This is a genomic window from Anabaena lutea FACHB-196 (assembly GCF_014698305.1).
Lineage (GTDB): Bacteria > Cyanobacteriota > Cyanobacteriia > Cyanobacteriales > Nostocaceae > Anabaena > Anabaena lutea.
Genome location: NZ_JACJST010000012.1, coordinates 52,003 through 76,439 on the forward strand (window position 1 = coordinate 52,003; position 24,437 = coordinate 76,439).

Genomic DNA, 24,437 nt, shown 5'->3' on the forward strand with positions numbered 1-24,437 from the left:
TTTTATATATTTAAGAAATAACTTCTAGAGGAATCTGAATTTGAAATTCTGTACCTTTTTCAGGACTAGAAAAGCAGAGTATTTTACCTTTATGTTCTTCAACAACAATTTGGTAAGTAATAGATAATCCTAGACCAGTTCCTTTACCTACAGGTTTGGTGGTGAAGAAGGGATCAAATATTCGTTGCTGATTTTCTTCAGGAATACCAATACCATTATCGGTAATAGAAATTAAAATATAATTAGTTTCTACTAACTTAGTAGTAATATAGATTTGGGGATTTGCTGCCAATTCTTTAGCTTCTAAAGCATCAATAGCATTTGTTAAGACATTCAAAAATACTTGGTTAAGTTTTGCAGGATAACACTCTACTAGTGGTAAATTATCGTATTCTTTAATGATTTCAATTGGTGGTGAATTTAATTGATTATGAAATCGGCATTGCAGAATCATCAGAATACTATCTAGATCTTTATGAATATCAATTTTTTTTATTTCAGTTTCACCCAAGTGAGAGAAAGTTCGCAAAGAAAGCACAATATCGCGGATACGAGTTGTGCCGACTTCCATTGATTTTATGAGTTGTGGTAAATCCGACTTGATAAAATTTAGGTCAATTAATTTTGTAAAAATCTTTATTTCTATTTCTGTATCGACTTTAAGATGATATTTCTCATAAAGATCTATTAATTTTAATAAATCTGCCATATATTGTTGAGCATGAGGAAGATTAGGATGGATAAAATTGATAGAATTATTGAGTTCGTGAGCTATTCCAGCCACAAGTTGCCCCAAACTAAACATTTTTTCTTTTTGGATGAGTTGAACTTGTGTTTTTTTTACTTCATTTAAAGCTTCTTGAATTTGATTATCGCTAATGGTCAAGTTTTTTAATGTATGAAAAAGCAATATAAAAAAATTTATTAATGCTAGACATAAACCAGTTGCTTGAATAATTTGTAATGTGTATGTTCGGTTATTAGATATTTTCTGTTGTTCTGTAGTGATCTGATTCATCAAGTCTAGCAATTGGAGGTTATTATCATTTGCATAGACTATGGCATCTTGTAATGACTGCCGAGATATTTGATTTCTAGATGCAATAACAGGTTCAATTTTTTCTTTATATGGATTCCAAATTGCTTCGGCTTGAGTAATTAAATTTCTAATTTTAGGACTTTTCAGAGCTGAAATAAATACGGGCTTTCCATCACTACCAGTGACGGTTTTACCTATTTTGAATCCTATTAAAGTTTCATCAAATTGCTTGTAAGCCTGTGCTAATTCATTCTGTGGAGCAGTAATTGTTGTTTTTATTTGTTCTGCTACTTGTAATTGTAAGATGGTTTTAGAAATTCTTTGTGATAGCATTCGCTGACGACCAGCTAAGTTAATAATTATAGCATCTTCTTTTAATTGAGAAGAGATCAAAAAATTAGGAAGCAGCACACCCAAATCAAAACACAAAAATAGACCAGCCGAAAAGAAAATAATGCGATATTTTCCTTGAAAAAATAAATATGCAGGCAATATTTGTTTTAATTTGGCTATCATGACTCAATACTGGGAAACTGTTATGTTGTAAATAAGTATAAAGGCTAAAATAAGGATAAATATGCAAAATATGCGAAAAAATGAACCAAGCTAAAACCCTCTTGTCCATTCCCTGCTCCCCAGGAGAAGTATTTACACCAACCTGACTGGAAAATAGATGCACTGACGAGCAAGAAAAAATATTTTCATAAGTTCTGATGCACCCAGTTGATGATAGCCGCTGCTGTTTTTGAGTTGCTAAGGTAAAAACCGATCTAAAGCAGCTTTGAGTTGTTCAATTTCTACATCAATATTGCCTTCTTGGGCGGCTCTAGCAATACATTCGGTTAAATGTTCATCCAAAACTATGCGTGCTACTTTATCTATTGCGCCTCTGACAGCGGCAATTTGCAATAATACATCAGGACAAGGGCTATTTTGCTGCACCATTGTTTTAATACCGCGAACGTGTCCTTCTATACGCGAGAGCCGATTGACAATTCGCCGCAATGACTCTTCACTATGAACGTGAGGATGAACAGAATCTACCTGTCCAGGAGTATGATCTGTGTGTTCGTGGTTGTGATCTTCATCGTGTGTGTGTTCTGGTGGTGGGGATGTTGTCAAGGATTCATGAGTTAATTGGTTGAAAGTATTCATGGGATATGAAGGTTTTGGTATTAATTAAGATCCTAACCTAGAGAGATTGTGGATTGGCGGAAAAACCGAACTAAGAAGGGCAAATTTCCATAATAGCTTGGTTACTCTATGTTCTATTAACTTGATTACAGATCCCTTTCTCCATCTCCCCAATCAGATGACGCAGCCAGGTAAAAACTTCAATAAGCGAAGATTTTGATCCAAGCTGTAAAAATAAGTGTATGTAGCTTTGTCACAAAACTGCAAAAATTAGGCTTCTAAATCAAATTGTAATTATGCAAATTTCCAAATCACTCCGGTATATTCGCCAATTGAGTTCCTATGTTGTCGCAATTTTTTTAGGAGTTCTGCTGACGGTTACTTCCCTACAAGTCTTACCATCTGTAGCGGAACCTGCTCCTGCTGTAGTTGCTCAAAAGTCTTCTCCTGGGATTGCTGCTATTGGTAGCAGTAGTTTTGTCACAGCAGCAGTAAATCGTGTGGGTTCGGCTGTGGTCAGGATTGATACAGAAAAAACTATTACCCGCCGTGTTGATCCTTTGATGGAAGACCCGTTTTTTCGGCGGTTTTTTGGTGAGAGTTATTCTCAACAGTTACCGACTGAGCAATTACGCGGTCTAGGTTCTGGTTTTATTCTAGACAAAAGTGGGATAATTCTCACCAATGCTCACGTAGTTGATCAAGCTGATAAAGTGACGGTTCGTCTTAAAGATGGTCGCACTTTTGAAGGTAAAGTTCAAGGCATTGATGAAGTTACGGACTTAGCGGTAGTCAAGATTAATGCTGGAAATGATTTACCTGTTGCACCTTTGGGTTCTTCCGATAATGTTCAAGTGGGAGATTGGGCGATCGCAGTTGGGAATCCTTTAGGATTTGATAATACAGTCACTTTGGGCATTGTCAGCACTCTCAAACGTTCCAGCGCTCAAGTCGGGATTAATGATAAACGCTTAGATTTCATTCAAACCGACGCTGCAATTAACCCTGGTAACTCTGGGGGGCCGTTGTTAAATGGTCAAGGTGAAGTGATTGGGATTAATACCGCAATTCGTGCAGATGCGATGGGGATTGGGTTTGCGATTCCTATAGATAAGGCTAAAGCGATCGCATCTCAATTGCAACGGGATGGTAAAGTTGTTCACCCTTATTTAGGTGTACAAATGGTGACATTAACACCGGAATTAGCAAAACAAAATAACCGTGATCCCAACTCTATGTTTGCGATTCCTGAAGTCAAAGGTGTATTGGTAATGCGGGTTGTACCCAACTCCCCAGCTGCAACTGCGGGTATCCGTCGCGGAGATGTTATTGTCCAAATTGATAATCAATCAATTACCAATGCAGAACAGTTGCAAGGTGTGGTGGAAGATAGTCAATTGGGTCAGATTTTGCAGGTAAAAATACAACGAGGAAATCAAACACAACAGCTTTCAGTTCGTACCGCTGAGTTGAAAGACCTTTCTTAGTTAGGACTTACGCAAGATGTGACTGAAAACTTATTCCTGTGTAGCGGTAATTCATGAATTACCGCTACATTGGTTCTGTTTGGCGTAAGTCCTATTAATTATTGTTGATAGGGGTATGTTTCGGTGTACCCCTTAGAGGATGTCTTCCATAAAAATACTCTAAATATTGTTATTATTCTATTTCTATACCATTAAGGAAATTGAATAATGTTAAAAATATTTGCAGACAGAGGTGGCACATTTACAGATATTGTTGCTATTACGAATAGTCAAACAATCATAGACCGACTTGCAAAACATCCAGAACGTTTTTTAATTGTTTCTCTGCCTAATCAAGAATGGGTAATAGTCTATAAAATCTTGTTAGAAAATCCCGAACCATATGAAGATGCAGCGATTCAAGGCATTCGGGATATTATCGGCATTTCCAACAAAGAACCCATTCCTAATGAAGCAATAGAAGTAGTAAAAATGGGGACAACAGTAGCAACGAATGCGCTGTTAGAAAGAAAAGGCGATCGTGTAGTTCTTGCTATTACTAAAGGCTTTAAAGATGCCTTGAGAATTGGTTATCAAAATCGTCCAAATATCTTTGCCAGGCAGATAATTTTACCCACCATGCTTTATGAACAGGTAATTGAAGTAGAGGAACGCTATGATGCTCACGGACATGAATTAATAGCCGTCAATATTGAACAAACTAAAAATGATTTACAAGCGGCTTATGACACAGGAGTTCGTAGTTGTGCCATTGTTTTCATGCACAGCGACCGTTATCCGAACCACGAACAACAAGTAGCACAAATAGCCCAAAAAATCGGTTTTACACAAATCTCCGTATCTCATCAAGTTAGCCCTTTAATGAAATTAGTCAGCCGAGGAGATACAACCGTAGTAGATGCTTATTTAACTCCGATTTTACGGCGCTATGTAAACCAAGTAGCTAGTCAGTTACCCAACGTGAGATTAATGTTTATGAAATCTGATGGAGGGTTAACCGACGCACAAAAATTTCAAGGAAAAGATAGTATTTTAAGTGGTCCAGCAGGCGGTATTGTTGGTGCAGTTCAAACTAGTAAAAGAGCAGGTTTTGAGTTAATAATTACCTTTGATATGGGCGGAACAAGTACAGATGTTGCCCACTTTAAAGGAGAATATGAACGCCAATTAGATTCCGAAATTGCTGGTGCAAGAATGCGAGTTCCTGTATTAGCAATTAATACAATTGCTGCTGGAGGTGGTTCAATTCTCTTTTTTGATGGTTCTAGTTATCGTGTTGGACCCCAATCTGCTGGTTCCAATCCTGGCCCTGCTTGTTACCGACGTGGGGGACAATTAACTGTAACAGATGCTAATGTCATGTTAGGAAAAATTCACCCCCAATATTTTCCTTCTGTTTTTGGAAATACAGGCAATTTACCTTTAGATCAAGATATCGTCAAAAAGCTATTTATACAATTATCCCAAGATATTACAGCCGTCACAGGTAACAATTCTACACCCGAACAAGTAGCCGCAGGATTTATTGCTATTGCTGTAGAAAATATGGCAAATGCTATTAAAAAAATCAGTTTACAAAGAGGTTATGATGTCACCGAATATGTACTTTGTTGTTTTGGTGGTGCAGGAGGACAAGTTGCTTGTTTAATTGCCGATATATTAGGAATGAAAAAAATATTTCTTCATCCTTATGCAGGAGTTCTTTCTGCTTACGGAATGGGTTTAGCTGATGTCCGAGCAATTAGAGAAGCGGGAGTGGAACAGCCTTTAAATCCATCATTAATCCCGCAATTACAGCATTTAATGCACTCTTTAGAAATTCAAGCTAGAACTACCGTTAACTCAGATGCAACAAGTAGTAAAGAGGAAATAGTTCAAAAAGTTAATTTAAAATATGACGGAACTAATTCTACATTAAACATTAATTTTGCCGATGATGTGATATTAATGCGAAAAGAATTTGAAACCGAACATAAATCTCGTTATGGTTTTATTCAATCAGAGAAAACCTTAATTGTCGAATCAGCATCAGTAGAAATAATTCAAAAAATGGATACTCCTGAAGAACCCTTAATTACTCGTAACCGTCCCCAAAATGTAGCACCTAAATCAGTTGAAACAGTGAAAATGTTTACTGCTAATCAATGGTATGATGCTCCTGTTTATCGACGAGAAGATTTACAACCAGGAGATAAAATTAGTCAACCAGCAATTATTGTCGAAAAAATCAGCACAATTGTAGTTGAAGCTAACTGGGAAGCAACATTAACTGAACGTAATTATTTAATTTTGCAACGTCTTTTTTAATTGTAGGTTGGGTTAAGTGACAGCGCAACCCAACAATATTTCTCTCGAAAATGTTGGGTTATACCTACGGGATACATTCTTCAATCCAACCTACCATTTTAGTTATACTCAAAATATAAGATTCAAAATTAAAATGTACACTATATCTTAAGCAGAGCCAATTAGTTTAGAAATATTCAAAATTTTCTATCAATTCATTAATGACAGTAATTAATGTTAGAATAAAAAAATAACTACTTGGTATCATATTATGATTATTACTCAAGAAATAGCATCGGAAGAAAATATCTTTCCAGATGTAATTTTTCCTCCCAGTGATTTATATAGTGATGAACCGACCGTGGAAACAGAACTACATCTACGACAAATAATTTTACTTTTCAAATGTTTAGAATGGTTATGGAAAGATAGAACTGATTTTTATGCTGCGGGAAATTTGAGTATTTATTATAGTCCGCATCAGAAAAAAACAGAAAATTTCCGGGGTCCTGATTTTTTTGTGGTCTTAGGAACTGAAAGAAAAACTCGTAAAAGTTGGGTAGTTTGGGAAGAAAATGGTAAATATCCTCATGTAATTGTCGAAATTCTTTCACCAACAACAGCTAAGATTGATAGAGAATCAAAAAAAGAACTTTATCAAGATACTTTCCGCACACCCGAATATTTTTGGTTTGATCCCTATACATTAGAATTTGCAGGTTTTCAGTTAATAAATGGAAAATATCAACCTGTAAAAGCAAACGAAAAAGGATGTTTATGGAGTGAACAATTAGGCTTATATTTGGGACTTTATCAAGGTTTATTACGTTATTTCACACCAGAAGGAAATTTAGTACCTACACCTGAAGAAACCGCAGAAAAAGAAGCTCAAAGAGCAGAACAAGAAGCTCAAAGAGCAGAACGTTTAGCAGCAAAATTGCGGGAATTAAATATTGATCCAGATACCATTTAACCAAAAATATAGGTTGGTTTTTGCTCCTCAATCTACAGTTTAATTTGAAGTTAATTTATGTAAAAAAGATGTCCACCATATCTCAACCAGATCCAGTCCGTTTAGAAATCTTTAAAAACCTCTTTCAATTTAACGCCGAACAAATGGGGATTGTTCTGCAAAATACCGCAGCATCAGTGAATATTAAAGAAAGGCTCGATTTCTCTTGTGCTATTTTTGATGCTTCAGGATTATTAGTTGCTAATGCTCCCCATATTCCTGTACATTTAGGCTCAATGAGCGAAAGTGTCCGCAGCTTAATTAATGATAAAGGTGACACCATAAAAGCAGGTAATGTTTATTTATCTAATAATCCCTATAATGGCGGAACACATCTTCCTGATGTAACAGCAATTACTCCTGTTTTTGACAGAGAAGAAACACAAATTATTTTCTATGTTGCTTCTCGCGGACATCAATCTGATATCGGTGGAATTACTCCCGGTTCTATGCCTCCTCACAGTACCACAGTCGAAGAAGAAGGAATTCTTTTTGATAATTTTCTCTTAGTTGAACAGGGAAATTTTCGAGAAACAGAAACAAAGCAATTACTCTTAAATCATACATATCCTGCCCGCAACCCTAACCAAAATATAGCTGATTTTAAGGCACAAATTGCAGCGAATGAAAGGGGAGTTCAAGAACTAAATAGAATGGTTTTGCAATACGGGCTTGAGACAGTTCAAGCTTATATGACATTTGTCCAAGAGAATGCAGAAGAAGCAGTTAGAAAAGCAATAGATGTTCTCAAAGATGGCGCATTTATTTATGAAATGGATAATCATGCCCAAATTCAAGTAAAAGTCACTATTAACAAAACAAATCGAAGTGCTATCATTGATTTTACTGGTACATCTTGGCAACTAAATAGTAATTTTAATGCTCCCAAAGCCGTAACTCAAGCCGCAGTTTTATATGTTTTTCGTACTCTAGTTGATGATAATATTCCTCTCAATGCTGGATGTCTTAAACCTTTAGAAATTATTATTCCTGAAGGCTGTATGTTAAACCCAATTTATCCCGCAGCAGTAGTAGCTGGTAATGTAGAGACTTCGCAAACTATTGTTGATGCTTTATATGGTGCTTTGGGTGTGATGGCTGCTTCTCAAGGAACGATGAATAATTTTACTTTTGGAAATGAGCAATATCAATATTATGAAACTATTTGCGGTGGTTCTGGGGCGGGGATTAATTTTGATGGTACTGATGGAGTTCATACACATATGACTAACTCCCGTTTGACTGATCCTGAAGTTTTAGAAACCCGTTATCCTGTACAAATAGAAAGTTTTTGTCTGCGTGCTGATAGTGGTGGTAAAGGAGAATATTCAGGGGGGAATGGGGTAATTCGTAGGATTAAATTTCTAGAACCGATGACAGCTAATATTCTTTCTAACCATCGTTTAATTTCTCCCTTTGGGTTAAATGGTGGGGAAGGGGGAAAAGTAGGAAGGAATTGGATAAAACGTCAAAATGGAACTGAAGAGTATTTAGATAGTACGGCTACAGTGGAGATGCAACCTGGGGATGTTTTTGTGATAGAAACTCCTGGAGGTGGAGGATTTGGTAAGTCTTTATGAATGTAAGCAAAGCCAAATATAAACCTTACCTTTTCCCTAACTTCCAATTTTCACCACCGGGTAACTGAGTTAAATAATCATCAATCACTCCTGCTAGTTCTTTAATTGAGTAATCATAAGTCAACTTCAAGATAAATTTTGCTTGATGAATTATCTGTTCTTTATCTACTATTTCGGCAAGTTGAAAAGGGCTATAAACACCATTCAAAACTTCCACGCTTGCATCTCGAATAGCTATATCTATTTCATGTTCAAGATAATCATTCCATTCATCTAAATTAATGTAATATGATTTCTTATTTTCTTTAAGATTAACATCTTGAATTTCTAAAACGGCATTTCTAATAGATGCAGCCCAAGAATTTGTTAACCGCTTCTCTATTTTATTTTTAATTAAATGTATCAGCAGTACTTTTAGAAAAGACTTAATTTGCCGTAAAATTGCCTTTTTACTCATCCCCTCTAATTCATCTACAATAGCTAAAGCATCTGCATAACGCTGTTCTAAAATGCTATTTCTGAGGTCTATTAATTCCTGTGTCATTGCTGTATTAACCTCAAATTAATTCAACCATATTTAAGTATAGCAGAATTTCAGAAGCTAGGAGTTAGTTAGGGTTTAAGATTGCTAAATATCTACAGTATATTAATGTTATTTTTTACCTAACTTCTCGCACTTCTCCCAAGCGAGTAAAGCGAATTTCAATTCGTCTCCTGGTTACATCCTCTTTACGCGCTATCCCTGCAAATTGTCCATTTGGTAATATTAACTGTGCCGCAGAATAAGCACGAAATGATAATCCAGATAGTTTACCTTCTTTTTTTTGGGTATCTCGCAGTACCTTAACTACTGACAAAGCCCGCATCAGTCCTAAATCAGCATTAGAACCTGCTTGTAGTTTACCTACGGGTAAGTTACCACTAACTATATTTTCTAAATTCAAATCTAAATTACTTGTTAGATTACCATTAGGTTGTCCGTCAGTATGTCCAATTATTTCGACAACATTGATACCATATTGTTTAGTCCTATTTTCTATTTCCGGTACTATTTGTCTCAATATATAATTTGACATCTTCAGAGGAATTTCTGCGCTACCAGAAGCAAATCTATAATCACCTTCATCCTTTATGATGATGATTGGTGGTGTATCTGTTAATTGTTTTTGTGGTTTTATTTGGGCTTTTAAATATTTTATTTGCTGCTCTAATTGTTTGACTTTTACAGCTAAATTAACTGAGTTTTGAGGAGGTTTCTTAGTGAGTTGTGATATAATAATAGTCAGAAATAAAAATAAGACTAATATCATAAACGCATTAGACATCAAATCAGTAAATGCTGGCCAAACGTTTAAATCTTCGTTATATTCAGTATATCGTGAACGACGAGCCATAACTTAATTTATTGAAATTACATTAATTAACATTACAAACAAATGTGATTGAGAAATTTGCTCAGTTTGCATCTATGATTCTGGCGTTTCCATTACTTCTCTGAGTTGGTTAATGGAATTTTTCGTATCATCCAAATGTTTATTACATTCTTGAATATTTTTGATGATCATCTCTAAACCTTTTGTATTTATATCCGTTTGCTTGTTGATACCTTGAATAATAATATTGCTAACGTTTTTATATTCTGAAGTTAATTCAATATTGTTATTTTGTAATAAGCTCATTAAATCTAATTTAATCGTGTCAAATTTAATGATAAATTGATTAGCGTATCCTTCAATATTGCTGATAACCGTCTGAAATTTTTGAGTATTATGATCAATTTTTTGGGAAAAATTAGAAATGAAGCGATCGCCTAAATTATCCAATCCTAAATTCATTTGTTCTGTGTTGTATTTAACAAGTTCTGAATTGTATTTAACAAACTCTAGTAATTGATTCAGCGAAACTCCTACATTATTTAAACTATCAGCTTTATCACTAACTTTTATTTCTAACTGATCAAGTTTATTAATAGCTTCAGAAAAACTATTAGCACCTTGTTGGAGTTGAGGAATAATTTCACTGAGAGATTCTTGATTATTTTGATGCAAATCTAATACTTGAATTGAACTTTGATTAATACTCTTTATATCATTTGCTAAACTAATTAAAGCATAACTACAATTTTGAATTTCAACTAACGCATTTTGAATTAATTGCGTTGTAGATGCTAAACTTGCTGCTGATTCGGAAAATTTTTGCTGTGTATTACTCAAATCTACTGTAGCTAATGATAATTTTAAAGGAAAATCACTTTTATTAAAAGTTTCAGCAGACTCTTTAAATATTTTAGATGTTGAATTTAATTCTGACATGGAATTTTCAAAATCATCAGCAGCACGAGCTATAGTTCCAGCAGCTTCAGCAAATCTTTCATAAACTTGTCTAGCTAAATCTGTAGTTTCTTTATTTCCCTCAGCAATTTGTTGTGCTACCTTACCCATAGATTTTTCTACTGCTTCTCGCACTGTTTCGCCAAAATTTGTTAAAAATTCATCCTGCTGGGATACCATTCTATTCACTATTTTATCTAAACGGGTATCACCCTGCACTTGAGGAAGATAAATATTATCTAGATAATCTTCTAAAGAACTAATTAATTGATATTTTGCAAAACTAGTATTCCAGAAACCATAGAATATTGTTAATATAAAACTAAAACCAATTCCTATTAAACTTGTATTAAAAGCAATACTCATCCCTTCTAGAGGTTTTTTTAATTCAGTAACTAAATTACTAACATCATTAGCATTAGTTTGATTAATAGTTTCACTCAGGGTAAATAAATTAATGGTGATACCGTAAAAAGTACCCATTAAACCAAAAGCTAGGAGTAAATTTGGCACAATTCGACATAAATAATCTATTTTTTCACAGGTAAAATTCAAGCCTTTGATTTTTTCCTGACTATAAACTTGATCAATTAATGCTCCTGTATTTACCTGTTCTAATTGTTTAGAAGCTTGCTCAAATCTATCCTTCAATGTTTGGACAATTTTTGGTTGTTCTACCCTTACTCCTGACTTGATTAATCTTTGAACTTTATTAGTTAAAACTATCAAATGCCTGTAAAGAGATATGCGAAGAATAATAGTAACTATAAATATAACCAAAACAACAGCAAAAAAAATTCTAACAATTAAGTAAGATGGTATTGGTGGCATAAAAATTACCTTGGGTAGTGCAGAAAAATTGTTAAAAGTGGGTAGATGTGAACTACCCAGAAAAAAGGCTATATTAGGTGATATATTTATCGACTATTTTTTGCATTTGTATCTCATAATATTCTTGAGGAATCAAGTTATTATCAAACAATTCTTTTAAACGTGCTAATTCTGAACGTAATTTTTCTTGATTTTGATCATCGTTATTATCTATAGGAGAATTAGCAACTATTTCACCAACAATAGCTTTTTGAGTTTCTGTATTATCTCTCATTGGAAGTGAATTTTGGTTTCTAAATTTTGCATCCATCTTCTTCCAAAAACGATTGATAACCCCCTCTCTAACTGTAGGTTGAATATTGTCTGGTGGTACATATACTTTTTGAATATAGGGAAAATTTTGACTATCTTCGGGTATTTTTTTCAGTTTGTCTGGAAATTGGCGCAGTTTTAGTAGATATTCATTTCCCCATAACTTAGGATTATTTTGTATTTCAGCGATCACATCATCTAAAATATTCTTCAAAGTCTCAGCCATATTAGAGTTATTGGCTAAATCTTCCAAGGCTTGCATCCAATTTGCACTCACCGTAGCAGTATAATAACTATTTTGGAAAGAATCATAATGTTGAAACTCTAATTCCTGATTCTCCTGATTTTCTTTTAACAATTCTAATGCTAAACAAGGATAAAAAATATCCTCCAGTTCTTCCATTCTTCTAGCATCTGGTGGAATAATATCAGGAAAAGAAGCGCGAGAATCATTATGTAAAAAAGATGTACCAGAATTTTGTTCTCGTATATATGGGTTTCGCATTTTTTCTAAACTGCTAATTAATCTCAACGGAAACCCTGCATACTCATTGACAATTAAAATTTCATCATCTGCTTGTATTGGTTTTAAATCATTGTTTGAGACTCCTAAATCTTGAGTAAGTAAAGTTTTAAAATGTCTCACTTCTAATTCATCTGTATCTTTATATCCTACTAATTTACTACTTTTAGCAGCCTCATCTAGAAAATAAGGATCATTCAAATTTAAACGCAAAAGTGGTTGAGCTTCTTGCATAATCTGTGCTAAACGAGTTGAACGCGCAGCTAAGGAGTATTTTTGCATGAAGCGTTTAATCACAGAAGTAACAATATTGCTACCTCGAAAAGCAAATAAACTATCAATTTTTAGGTCAATTTCTTGTTTTAGCTGAGAGTGAGTAGTGCGTTCCATATTCAGGAAAAATGCCAAGGATGCTCCTCTACCAGTTTCTTCGGTAAGTGCTGAACTTGCTAACACTAATTGAGGACGCACATCATTTTCTGGTAACATTGTTTGATAACAAAGTTCTATATCTTCAATATCAAAAATTGCTTCTCCACTCATTTCATCAAAATTCAATTGTTTTAATTCCCGTTCCTCTTTTTCATAAGCACTTTGTAAGTCTTCTACTAAACTGCTAAAAGCAGCAATTTGTTTTTCTCTTTCTTGAACGTGCTTTTGTAACTGATTAACAATTTTCATTGTCTCTTGTAACACTGTTAAATCAAAATTATGCCTGATCAGTTTACAAACTTCCTGAATAGCTTTTTTACATTTATCTTGAAATTGGCTATTTTTTAAATTGCCAATCAGCATAAATTTATTTTCCAGTTCTTCAATTGTTTGCTCAATATTATCCCATTTTCTTTCTACATCTTCTATGCGTTTCATGCCCCCACAATCAGTTATAGATTCTTGCAAATCTCGTTGATATTTATGCAATTCATGTTGCAATGCTTCTAACCAATTACGGGTATTTCTAATAGAAAAGTTAGCTTCTATGGGTGTAAGTAGTTGAATCAAATAATCATCAATATTGGTATTAAGTTCTTTGGCAATTTTAGGGGCAGATTGTATTAATTTCGTCAACCAATAACCGCGAATACTTTCTGTTTCTCCTGGTTGAACGGTGCGGAATTGTTTAGAAAATTCTGTCCCTAACTGTTGACGTACATTTACACGATCATCCTTATTTTTACATTCAGAGATTAACTTTAATAATTTAGTTTGCCAAGTTTTCAGACTATTACTAAAAGTCTTATTAGATTCTTCTACTGACTCGGCTAATTTATTAGTTAATCCATCTCGTTTTACTAAATCATTATGCCAGTGATGTTGAATTAAAAACTGTTCAAGCAAGTTAACAGGATCAGGACTTTGACCTTTACCATTTAGCCAAAATTTGACTAATTCTGAACAGACTTTTGTTAAGGCTATTTGAATAATAGTATCACGAGGAAAATAAATAGCAGATAGTCCAAATGTTACATATCTTTGATTATTAGGTCTTGGATGTTGATCATTATTAATCATGTGTAAAAGAAAATCATCTCTGATTTCTTTGACAGATGCTGCTAATTCACCAGAAAATTCTAAAGAAATTTTATGAGCAATTACATTACATAACTTACCCTGTGTAAGTATTGAATATTCTCCTATTGTTTGATTACTGACCAAATAAGCATATTCAAATGGTGGACGTTGTTCTTGTACATAAACTAAATTTTGAGTATCATAACAAGCTTCAAATTTTGTACCAGGATAACTATAATAATTCAGTTCTTTAAGGGCAGCATAAGTGTTAGCAATCATGCTGGTTGTACTACCATATAATTCTGGACTAATTACTAAATAGCCAAGAATGCGAGCGCCTTCTTCACCATAAAGATTTCTTAAGCTATAAGCAACATCCAAAAACATCCCGCTTCCTGTACCACCACAAAGAGAACCAACCACAAAAATACTTAATCCCGGTTCTATTCGTAACCCTGATTTTAGTAATAAAGCTTCGTGTCCTCTGGTGCGTCTTTCTGCTGTTTCAATTGCTATTTTGACTTTTTGATAGTTGTGAAAAAAGGCTAATCTTCCTACAGGTCTGATACCTTTTGCACCTTCTTCTACTGCTTTGATATTCCGCAATAACTGAGGAGGAAACCATCTTGCAATATGCTCATAAGGTCCGTAACTATTATATTCTGAACGTCTTTCTAGTCCGTCCACAAACATGGTGACATCTTTCGATGACATGGTAGCACTGACTTTTTCAGCTTCTTTAAAACTTAAATCAACACCATGATAGGTACTTCCAGTTCTAATACCTGTAACTTGGGTTGCTGCTTTATCTGTGTCAATGTGAACAAAACTGACAATTGGTAAGTTATTTAAGTCTCCATAGCGGTCAACAATTAGCCGTCTAATTCGCATTAAAACATCTCTACCAGTGCCACCTAAACCGATACAAATTGTGCGGTTAATGCCTCTATATTGCGGTTCATTTGCAGATGCTTGAGTCATGGTTTTCTCTCTAGATACTATTTTTTGATTTTGATATAAATCTCGTGATCGCGCTGGCGTGAATCTGGACAATTTAGGGTAAAGTCAGAACTTGAGATAAGAGTCTGAGATGTAACTTTTTTGTTGTTAAGTTCAATTTTTGCATCTTTCTTTGGCACTAAATAAAGCTTTTCTCCTTTACGTTCTAAATATGCTTGTAATTCTCCACCTCGAAAGCTGATAGAATGTTTAAAACTAGAATCATCTTCCCCAATTGCAATTTTTTCATTGTTTAGTAATTTACATATTTTTTCTTCATCTTCTCCATTATCTTCTAACTTGATTCGCACATCCCATTTTTTTTGTCCTTTAGCAAATTTGAATATACTCCAAATACCTGCGGCAACTATTAATAATAAAATTAGAGCCGGTAGCCATAACTGTTTAATTAAATAAGGATCAACCAAACAAGTTTTTTGACCTCCTGGTGCTGGTGTACAAAATTCTTGAACTGTAGGATTTATATCAACTACAGATAGTTTATAATCTTTATTAGATTGTGTTGGAATGGGGAGCGGTCGCTCTTTTAAAGGTAAAGCCTTAATCCAATTCTGTCTTTCCTGACTTTCCGGTGATGTCGCAATTCTGAAAGGACTATTAGCAGGAGTTTCTATCCAAACTTGGCAAGTAATTCCTGGTTTAGTACATAACGGTGCATCAGTAATCCAAACAACCGACTGCGGCTTAATTGGTAGATTTTTGGAAACTCTATTTTGATTAATCTGGGCAATACCTTGATAAACAGTTAATTCTGCTTTTTGAATATCTGTACCGTAGCGGTTAGGGTCATAATTAAAAGGAATTTTAGCTAATACTTTATCAATATTTTCTGTATTTTTTTGACTAAAATCTATAGGTGTTCCTAATGGATTTTTAACATCTATAATTTCATTAAAAACTAAATCTTGACCAAAGGTCACAACATAAACAGAATCTCCGGGTTTGAGACTGTCTGCAACTATCTGACGTAAGCGAATACGTCCTTCGTCATTTAAACCCACACTTTTCGTGACATCAATAGCTAAGACAACATCACGTTTACCCCCACCCCATAGGGATACCAACTGTAAGCCATTTTTCTGTGTATCAGTCAGTGGTTCTCCAGGGGTAATTTTTGTCAAAATCACAAACCTTATAGCCTATTTAATAGTGTGTGTCAGACTTATTGCACAAATTAGCAACAAGTCTAGTTCAAAGTATACATCAAAGAATTGTATTGTTACTGTTTGCAGCTTGTATACCTTTTAATTGTATCATTACTTGTAGTTACGCACTCTATTTAGACTTTTATCAGCATTACTTTACTGACTGACTTAAAAATATAACCCCACCCCTAACTCCTCCCCGCTGTTTCGTGGAGGGGAATAAGAAGTTTTTTTCATGTGTCCTAGTGTACGCAGTTTATGATGGCTACTTACTAAAGTTTGCAGCTATTGTTGACAAGTATGTGAGTTACTCTCCTCACCCCCGACTTGAGAAAAATCACACATCACGCTACTCTTCATTAGCGTCAACCCGTGAAACTCAAACCATGACAACCCACCCACAAATACCCCCCTGCACCTGGAAACGTCCCATTGGCTTAGGTTGGGACAAACCCTACACTGTCCGCTATGCTAGTAATATTGATGATGGCCCCTGGCAGGGAATGCCTCTCGGTGGCTTTGGTGCAGGTTGTATAGGACGTTCTTCACGAGGAGATTTTAACCTGTGGCACATTGACGGGGGAGAACATACTTTCCAAAACGTTCCCGCTTGTCAATTTAGTGTCTTTGAATCTGGACAAGCTTACGCATTATCTACCCAACCTCCAGAAGATCATACACTGCAATCTTGGCAATGGTATCCACCTTCTGAGGAACAGAATTCAGGAACATATCACGCACTTTATCCCCGCAGTTGGTTTGTTTATGAAAATGTCTTAAAAACTCAATTAACCTGTGAGCAATTTTCGCCAATTTGGGCTGATAATTATCAAGAAACAAGTTATCCTGTAGCGGTTTTCTTGTGGAAAGCACACAACCCGACAAATGCACCTATTACTATTAGCATCATGCTAACTTGGGAAAATATGGTGGGTTGGTTTACTAATACTTTGAAATCTCCCGAAGTTAGAGTTAGAGATGATGGTAGCCCAGTTTATGAATATCAACCAGCTTGGGGAAAAAGTGAAGGTAATTATAATTGTTTAGCAGAAGATGATAAATATTCTGGTTGTGTTTTAGGTCAAGTTGCTGATAATCGAACTGTCCAAGAAGGAGACGGAACTTGGTGTATTGCGACTGCAAAAAATCCTCAATTGGAAATATTTCATCATTCCCGATTTAATCCTGTGGGTAATGGTGAAGATGTTTGGCAAAGTTTTTCTGAAAATGGTTCTTTACCTAATTATATAGATGAAACTCCCGCAGATGAAAATACAAGATTAGGTGCAGCAATTGCGGTGCGTTTCACTTTGCAACCTGGGGAAAATTTGGAAGTTCCTTTTGTCCTCAGTTGGGATTTTCCAGTAACAGAATTTGCAGCGGGAGTGAACTATTACCGCAGATATACAGACTTTTTCGGTTGTAATGGTGATAATGCTTGGCAAATTGCGACTACTGCTCTTAAAGAATATCAAAATTGGCGATCGCTCATCCAAAAGTGGCAACAACCTATTCTCAACCGTTCTGACTTACCTGACTGGTTCAAAATGGCGTTATTTAACGAACTCTACGACTTAACCAGCGGGGGAACGCTCTGGAGTGCCGCCTCAGAAATTGATCCCGTCGGCCAATTCGCTGTGTTAGAATGTTTAGATTACCGTTGGTATGAAAGTCTCGATGTGCGGTTATACGGTTCTTTTGGACTGTTGATGTTATTTCCTGAATTGGAAAAATCGGTGATTCGCGCTTTTGCGAGGGCAATTCCCCAAAGTGATGATAGAACTAGAATTATCGGTTATTATCTCACCATCAAATCCGAAAGTCCCCTCGCAGTTCGTAAAGTTGCCGGTGCGACACCCCACGATTTAGGCGCACCCAATGAACACGTTTGGGAAAAAACCAATTACACTAGTTATCAAGATTGCAATCTCTGGAAAGATTTAGGTTGTGATTTTGTTTTGCAGGTATATCGAGATTTTCTGTTTACCGGTGCAAATGATATCCAGTTTTTAGCAGATTGTTGGGATGCAATTGTCCAAACTCTCGATTATGTGAAAACATTTGATCTAGATGGGGACAGTATACCAGAAAATTCTGGCGCACCTGACCAAACTTTCGATGATTGGCGTTTACAAGGTGTGAGTGCTTATTGTGGTGGTTTATGGTTAGCGGCTTTGGAAAGTGCGATCGCTATTAGTGATATTTTAGCAGACCACCAAGACACAAAAACGCAAAAGTCGATTTATCAAACTTGGTTAAATCAATCAAAACCGATTTACCAAGAAAAGCTGTGGAATGGTGAATATTACCGTTTGGATAGTGAAAGTGGTTCTGATGTAGTTATGGCTGATCAGTTGTGTGGGCAATTCTACGCTCGTTTATTGAGTTTACCAGATATTGTCCCCAGCGATCGCGCTATTTCCGCTTTGACGACTATATATGATGCTTGTTTTCTCAAATTCCAAAATGGCAAATTTGGTGCGGCTAACGGTGTTCTTCCCAATGGTTTACCAGAAAATCCCAATTCTACACATCCTTTGGAAGTTTGGACAGGTATCAATTTTGGTTTAGCTGCATTTTTGCTACAAATGGGCATGAAAAATGAAGCAATGCGCTTAACTGAAGCCGTAATTAAGCAAGTTTACGAAAATGGTTTACAGTTCCGCACTCCTGAAGCTATTACTTCTACAGGGACTTTCCGCGCTAGTACTTATCTCCGGGCTATGGCTATATGGGCAATTTATTTACATTTATGATACTCAGCATCATAAAGATACGGCTTTTATGATTTAAACTGATTAAGCCTAGTTTTCCTATAAATTAGGCTATATCGGGATTTTTACGCTTTTACAAAACTGTGAATATTTTCAAATCAAAATTTAAATTTAGTCAAATTTATTACTATAAAATTTAAACATCCGAGCGTCACATGAACAGGGTTAAGTATAAATAGATAATATTTGAAGATTTATCTGGAAAAAGCATCATTCATAACCAAATATGATGTATATCTATAGACTGTGATTTTATTTTCCGATTATTTCCGGAAACCGCAGAAAAAGTAAGAAATGGTTAGAGTCGAAAGTTTTCAACCTCACAACTCATGTTTGACTTATGTTTTAAAATATGTCCCTATCACCGTATCTGGTGATAAATATCACAAATGTGATCTCTTCCCCATAAAAAATGCCAGATCATCTGGTTGTTGTCAAAATATCTTCTCAGTGAACGTGTAAAACCATACGTTTAGCTCACTTAATTATTAGCCCAGAAAATACCGCTACTACCTATTTAAAGAAAATACAGAAAAATGAATACTAAATACAGGGTTAGGAAAATTCCCCTTACTCATAAAATACTCTATGAAATTAACAGTATCAATTTGGGGCGAGTCGGATTTACATGATAATACTTAAACCGCATATTGTCAATAAAGCCCTGATTTAGTGGTTGAGCAAATTTAAAGAGGATGAGATGTTAATAGCTGCTAAAACATCAGCAGTAGAGAGTTCCTAGAGTAATACATTTTTGAGCTAGACCGAAGTATAAAACTTAAATAAGTTAAACATCATAAAATCATCACAATTGACGATTTTTATTTCTATTTAATTCAATCCAAATAGCAACAGTAATTTTACAGAAATCAGTTAATTATATTCCCAAAATCGGGTAATTTTTTTGAAAAAATATAAAAGCATTGTTTGCCTGCTAAGTGGCGTTTAAATGCTAAATTATATGTTTAAGATTAGGTTAAGTCTACTATGCTTTTTTATCAGCACACCCCTTGATGGGTGTTTTTTTTATTTTAATTTTGTGGTGACAAAATAGGTTAATATATCATAGCATACAAGAGTAGTATTAACCAGTTAATGTCTGGATTATATGGCTAGTTTCTATGCAATTATTACTCCTATTTTCCTAGCGGATAACTGAGCTTAGTGTGGTTGTAAAGATTTTCAGATTAGATCTTCAGACAAAACATATAACAATATATAATAACTAACCAGTCAGAGCTAATTTTAATCAAAAAAGTGAATTTGGTGGGTTTAAAAAGTATCTAAAGTCGTTTATATATAAGCTTTTTTACCAAAAATAAGCAAGATAATTTGCCACTCAAACCAGCATAATAAACTTTTTTAAATTCATAAAATAGGGGGTGTAACCCCTCATTTTTTTGATCAATATGGGACAAAATTCAAAGCTGCACAATCCATAAGTGAATATCTAGAGACATTAAGTAAATTTAACTTATAGGACTGCCAAAGTGGCAGATGACATTAGCAACAAAAAATAGTATAAATACGAATGTAGACATTGAGATTCAAATATGAATTATCTTCTCGGCTAAGTTAAAAATTATGAGACCTTACTGAAAAGCTCTCCTAATGCTCGGCGGCAAGTTATACAATAATCTCCAGCAAAAAATTATTGAATTAAGGGTTGTGGAATTTGTAAAAGACACAACTGCATCTACCAAGCCAGCTAACTTAGAAAAAAAGGTAAATTTTTACCTTTCATTCACTGGTAAACAAAAGCCAAAGCCGAGAAGTACTCAATGACGGTTGTCTTCATCAACAACCCCTACCACTAGGTAACATCTACAAAACTGCACAGAGAAACAGGGTCAATACGGCAAAGTAGCAAACAGACTTGATTAAAAACAGTCAGGTTTTCAATCACAGGTCAGCGCAATGAAAAAAATCATCAGGTCAAATGCAGTCGAAACATCAAGCCAACGAGGTAACTTAGGGAAAAAGCACTATGATTTGCATCCTCGTCAGGTAGCCATTGACGAAAGTCTAGTACTTTCTGCAAGGGTAATTTTATCAGCCATACGGAAAAGAAGTGATATAGCAATTAATAAAACAGGCAACAGGTCTACATCCTTTCAGACTCAGGCACTTTCAGCCCTTCTGTATTTAGTGTGGTTGAGTAACTTAGATTTTTGGCTCACAGCTATGGTGTGGGTGTGTACAGGAAAGATTGCACAAGTCAGTCATACCCAAGGAAAGAAAATCACAGCTTTGATGTCTCAGACTCATTCAACCGCTCAAACTTTTGGGGCGATTATAGCTAGAGCAGAACAAGCTGCCCAAGGAGTGTTAGCGTTGGAAGTTAGTATATTCAAGCTTCTGCCCAACATACAGAAAACTACCTACTTAACAGCAAAAATTGCTAAAACTAAAACTCGGCTCTATAGTATCCAGATGCAGCGAAAACAACAGAGAAGTTTTAGATATAGCTCCGATAACTGGAAGTTAAGGGAACCGCTCAGAACTGGGAAACTTTCGGGATGTGCCTGTTGAAAAGGTTATCTATTTTTTCAACATTCGCCACAAATCCATTACTAATATATTCCTGTAATTAATTCAACAGCTGTTTCAAAGCTAGTAATCGACCAAACCACAATTGCTGGGTGAAGGCAAGCATGGAGAGAATATGACTTTTCTTTCTATTGTGAACCCGTCAAAGTTGGTGAGGTGGACTAGTATTGCAGTTTGTAAACAGCACTTGACACAACAAAACTCGAAGAAACTGGACTAGTTTACTACCTTCAAAAAAGCTAACACGTACTATGAATCAAGATATTTCTGGCAATAGTAGCAACTTAGATAAGAAAATCCAACCTGAACAGTTTGACCAAGTAATAGAAGCAATTCTAGCTGGTAAGTATTCCTGGGCTTGTGTTTTAATGCTGCGGTTTGTTGGTTACAATCCTCTGCATTACATTCCTTACCGCACTTATAACCGACTCCTCAAAGAAAACTCCCGCATGGGTAGGTCAACTGCACAACACAATGACAATCTCAAAATTGCCAAACAAACGACAGAGAAAAGATCTGATAGTCATCTTGCACCTAGCTGTCTGAGCAAAATTAAAGATTTAGCTTATCTGGAAGTTGGTGGTAAGCACAAAGCAGAAGTACGTGGTAGCCACAGGGAGAAGCAATCCGCATAGCTTGCTCACAAAGAATTGTAGATTGGATAGACTCACTAACCCGTACTGTGGAGATGTTCCTATGGAATGTCTCCACGATACATCAATGTAAAAATTTGCCATTGTGGCAAATATACAATACTAACATCCTATAAATTAGAAGTAACAACCGAAAAGAGGTGAATGGCTAAAAATCCATTTTTACCAATCAAATCAATGCTTATGTCTAACCATGAAAATACATAAAAATAACTGTTTCCGCAATCAGTTCCTCATGGATTAGATAACTATTACACCAAGACTGATGAACAGTAACTAGTGGTGGTTCTTTTTTCTAGGAATTCTGAACAATCAGAAATTGGGGTAGTGGCTTCCCCCAGTTAAACCTTGAGATAGTTACAGAACTTCTTCTGCTTTATTGGGTGTGGCTGAAGTTTTCAAAACTTTAGTGCCAAAAGTAGATTGGAAAATAGAAAGTTACTGTGAAATCACGTTTATGGCTGGTAGAAATTATTAGCTATTACACTTCTCTTTCAACTCTTGTAATCCTATTACTCCCAAACAGGATTAAGTTGACTGTATAAACTAGCAATTTATATAGTGAGTAATGGAAGCTGGCAAATGTGAACAGCTTCTATTTTTGTTTTGTAAAAATTATAGCTTGTAGCAATCTTATATGCAGCAGGGAACAGGGTTGAAACTCTCTTTTTATATTGCTTTTTATTAAATTTTGTAACTCCAGCAACCTGAAATTTGCTGTAAATCGTAAATAGTTTGTAAAAACTATGTTAGTTTTTACGGATAAAAATAAACTTTATGTAAATTTTATATAAAGATTGAATAAAGATTTTATTTTTTTTATAAACTCCAAGCGCAGATGTAGGAAAATTTGGAAATGAATCATAGTAGATTAAGATAAACAGTGAGGAAATGTAGCTTTTTCTTTTAAGTTCTCTTGTGTAAAATTTTCAGATTTATGACAATCTGCTGATGAGAAAATACTAGTCTTAAGCTAGTGTAAGAAATAGATTACTTCCTTGCCTGATCTTAGCTACTTTTAGGCTTCAATCATTAAAACAGGTTTTACCTCTTACTTAAATATTGGGATGTTATTGAACACTGCTTTGCAGGTTCAATAACATCCTCACAATCAGAGCTACCAGTAGGCTCCAAATTGTATTACTGTGAATATCAATTAAGGGCAAAGGGCTTGACAACATAAGATGGTGGTTGCGTTAGGTATTAAAAAAGGCTAAAATTTTTTGCTTTTTACTGTTTTAGCTGTGTCACCAAATGCTTCTGTTTAAGATAACACAGCTATCTTGCTACATATTATTGTTCAAGGATGCTTACCACTGCTTACGAACTATCTACTCCAGAAATTTTGGAGGATAGGAAAAACCCAAAATTACATGATTTACATTAGGATGCTTGATGAAAATTTATCCAAAGCCAAGATTTTTACTGTCGAATATTCATAATTCAAAATTGGCTTGGATGGCGAAATATTTGCCTGGATTTTCAGCAAGCTAGGGATAAAAACCAAGAGTCTGAATTGCAAATCATGTCATAAATATTTGGTTAGCCGCAATTGGCTAATTAATTTTGCATCTGGATTGTAGCAACAGATGTCAGGGATAAACTTGCCAAAATTTCACAATAATAGACGGCAACTGGTAAGAATTATGTCATTTTCTTCGAGTCAAAACAACGCTTTTGATATTTACGATGCACACGATAGCAAGTTTTTAACACCTTTTCAGCGGAAGGCGCTGCTGAAGAACTTGCAATCTAATATACAACCCGAATATCGGCGACGAATTGAAATTATGTTGTTAGCAGATATGGGTAAATCTCAATCTCTTATCTGTGAAATTATCGGTTGTTCTCAGGAGATGGCGCGGTACTGGATAGGTATAGCTGAGGCTGGTATGGCACATAAATGGAATGAGCGACCGATAGGTAGACCAAAGACTGTTAATCATCAATATATTGAGAGATTGAAGGAATTGGTCAGTCATAGTCCGCGTGAATATGGCTATGCTTTTGGTTACTGGACTGCTCAATGGTTAAGTAAACATTTAGCGAATGAATTGGGAATTGAAATTAGCGATCGCCACATTAACCGCTTACTTAAACAAATGGGACTTTCGACTAAACGCAAAAGTTCCCATCAATCTACAAATGTTCAAACTCAGGATGCTGGTATCACAATTGGCGATTTGCAATCTAGCTCTGAACCTAGTTTCAATTGGTCATTTAATTTGATTCAGACCAATAACTATTAG

Annotated in this window: 15 protein-coding genes; 8 read left to right on the forward strand and 7 right to left on the reverse strand. The window is 35.2% G+C overall.

What is annotated here, in order from left to right:
* Nucleotides 1-10: 10 nt before the first annotated feature.
* Nucleotides 11-1,555, reverse strand: coding sequence for an ATP-binding protein (locus H6G59_RS14215; RefSeq protein WP_190715433.1), 1,545 nt, complete (start codon nucleotides 1,553-1,555; stop codon nucleotides 11-13).
* 237 nt (nucleotides 1,556-1,792) lie between these two features.
* Nucleotides 1,793-2,194, reverse strand: coding sequence for a metal-sensing transcriptional repressor (locus H6G59_RS14220; RefSeq protein WP_190715436.1), 402 nt, complete (start codon nucleotides 2,192-2,194; stop codon nucleotides 1,793-1,795).
* A gap of 275 nt (nucleotides 2,195-2,469) precedes the next feature.
* On the opposite strand from H6G59_RS14220, the gene H6G59_RS14225 reads away from it, so the two are divergent.
* The 4 genes from H6G59_RS14225 to H6G59_RS14240 all read left to right on the forward strand — a co-directional run bounded on the left by H6G59_RS14225 (nucleotide 2,470) and on the right by H6G59_RS14240 (nucleotide 8,538).
* Nucleotides 2,470-3,660 carry an HhoA/HhoB/HtrA family serine endopeptidase gene (locus H6G59_RS14225; protein WP_190715438.1) on the forward strand — a complete coding sequence of 397 codons (1,191 nt, stop codon included), beginning with the start codon at nucleotides 2,470-2,472 and terminating at the stop codon, nucleotides 3,658-3,660.
* 207 nt (nucleotides 3,661-3,867) lie between these two features.
* A complete protein-coding gene (locus H6G59_RS14230; RefSeq protein WP_190715439.1) occupies nucleotides 3,868-5,967 on the forward strand; it encodes a hydantoinase/oxoprolinase family protein in 2,100 nt (699 codons plus the stop codon).
* Between the two features lie 250 nt (nucleotides 5,968-6,217).
* Nucleotides 6,218-6,919, forward strand: a complete 702-nt coding sequence (locus tag H6G59_RS14235; protein ID WP_190715442.1) for a Uma2 family endonuclease — start codon at nucleotides 6,218-6,220, stop codon at nucleotides 6,917-6,919.
* A gap of 68 nt (nucleotides 6,920-6,987) precedes the next feature.
* On the forward strand, nucleotides 6,988-8,538 hold the full coding sequence (locus H6G59_RS14240) for a hydantoinase B/oxoprolinase family protein (protein WP_190715444.1): 1,551 nt from the start codon (nucleotides 6,988-6,990) through the stop codon (nucleotides 8,536-8,538).
* A 25-nt stretch (nucleotides 8,539-8,563) separates the two neighbouring features.
* On the opposite strand, the gene H6G59_RS14245 is transcribed toward H6G59_RS14240, so the two are convergent.
* The 5 genes from H6G59_RS14245 to H6G59_RS14265 all read right to left on the reverse strand — a co-directional run bounded on the left by H6G59_RS14245 (nucleotide 8,564) and on the right by H6G59_RS14265 (nucleotide 16,193).
* Entirely contained in the window at nucleotides 8,564-9,082 is a 519-nt protein-coding gene (locus tag H6G59_RS14245; protein WP_190715446.1) for a DUF29 family protein, read from the reverse strand.
* Nucleotides 9,083-9,197: 115 nt separating this feature from the next.
* Nucleotides 9,198-9,932, reverse strand: a complete 735-nt coding sequence (locus tag H6G59_RS14250; RefSeq protein WP_190715448.1) for a flagellar motor protein — start codon at nucleotides 9,930-9,932, stop codon at nucleotides 9,198-9,200.
* 72 nt (nucleotides 9,933-10,004) lie between these two features.
* On the reverse strand, nucleotides 10,005-11,699 hold the full coding sequence (locus H6G59_RS14255; RefSeq protein WP_190715450.1) for a YhgE/Pip domain-containing protein: 1,695 nt from the start codon (nucleotides 11,697-11,699) through the stop codon (nucleotides 10,005-10,007).
* 73 nt (nucleotides 11,700-11,772) lie between these two features.
* On the reverse strand, nucleotides 11,773-15,027 hold the full coding sequence (locus H6G59_RS14260) for a tubulin-like doman-containing protein (protein ID WP_190715452.1): 3,255 nt from the start codon (nucleotides 15,025-15,027) through the stop codon (nucleotides 11,773-11,775).
* Nucleotides 15,028-15,044: 17 nt separating this feature from the next.
* Nucleotides 15,045-16,193 (reverse strand): VWA domain-containing protein, encoded by a 1,149-nt coding sequence (locus tag H6G59_RS14265; RefSeq protein WP_190715454.1) that lies wholly within the window; start codon nucleotides 16,191-16,193, stop codon nucleotides 15,045-15,047.
* 404 nt (nucleotides 16,194-16,597) lie between these two features.
* Here H6G59_RS14265 and H6G59_RS14270 point away from each other — a divergent pair, with 404 nt between their 5' ends.
* From H6G59_RS14270 to H6G59_RS14285, 4 genes are all read left to right on the forward strand, one after another.
* Nucleotides 16,598-18,967: a GH116 family glycosyl hydrolase gene (locus H6G59_RS14270; RefSeq protein ID WP_190715623.1), complete on the forward strand. Its 2,370-nt coding sequence runs from the start codon at nucleotides 16,598-16,600 to the stop codon at nucleotides 18,965-18,967.
* Between the two features lie 1,935 nt (nucleotides 18,968-20,902).
* Nucleotides 20,903-21,517: a hypothetical protein gene (locus H6G59_RS14275; RefSeq protein WP_190715456.1), complete on the forward strand. Its 615-nt coding sequence runs from the start codon at nucleotides 20,903-20,905 to the stop codon at nucleotides 21,515-21,517.
* A 269-nt stretch (nucleotides 21,518-21,786) separates the two neighbouring features.
* The gene (locus H6G59_RS14280; protein WP_190715458.1) at nucleotides 21,787-22,170 is read left to right on the forward strand and encodes a HetP family heterocyst commitment protein; all 384 of its coding nucleotides are present in this window, start codon (nucleotides 21,787-21,789) and stop codon (nucleotides 22,168-22,170) included.
* A gap of 1,664 nt (nucleotides 22,171-23,834) precedes the next feature.
* A complete protein-coding gene (locus H6G59_RS14285) occupies nucleotides 23,835-24,437 on the forward strand; it encodes a helix-turn-helix domain-containing protein (RefSeq protein ID WP_190715460.1) in 603 nt (200 codons plus the stop codon).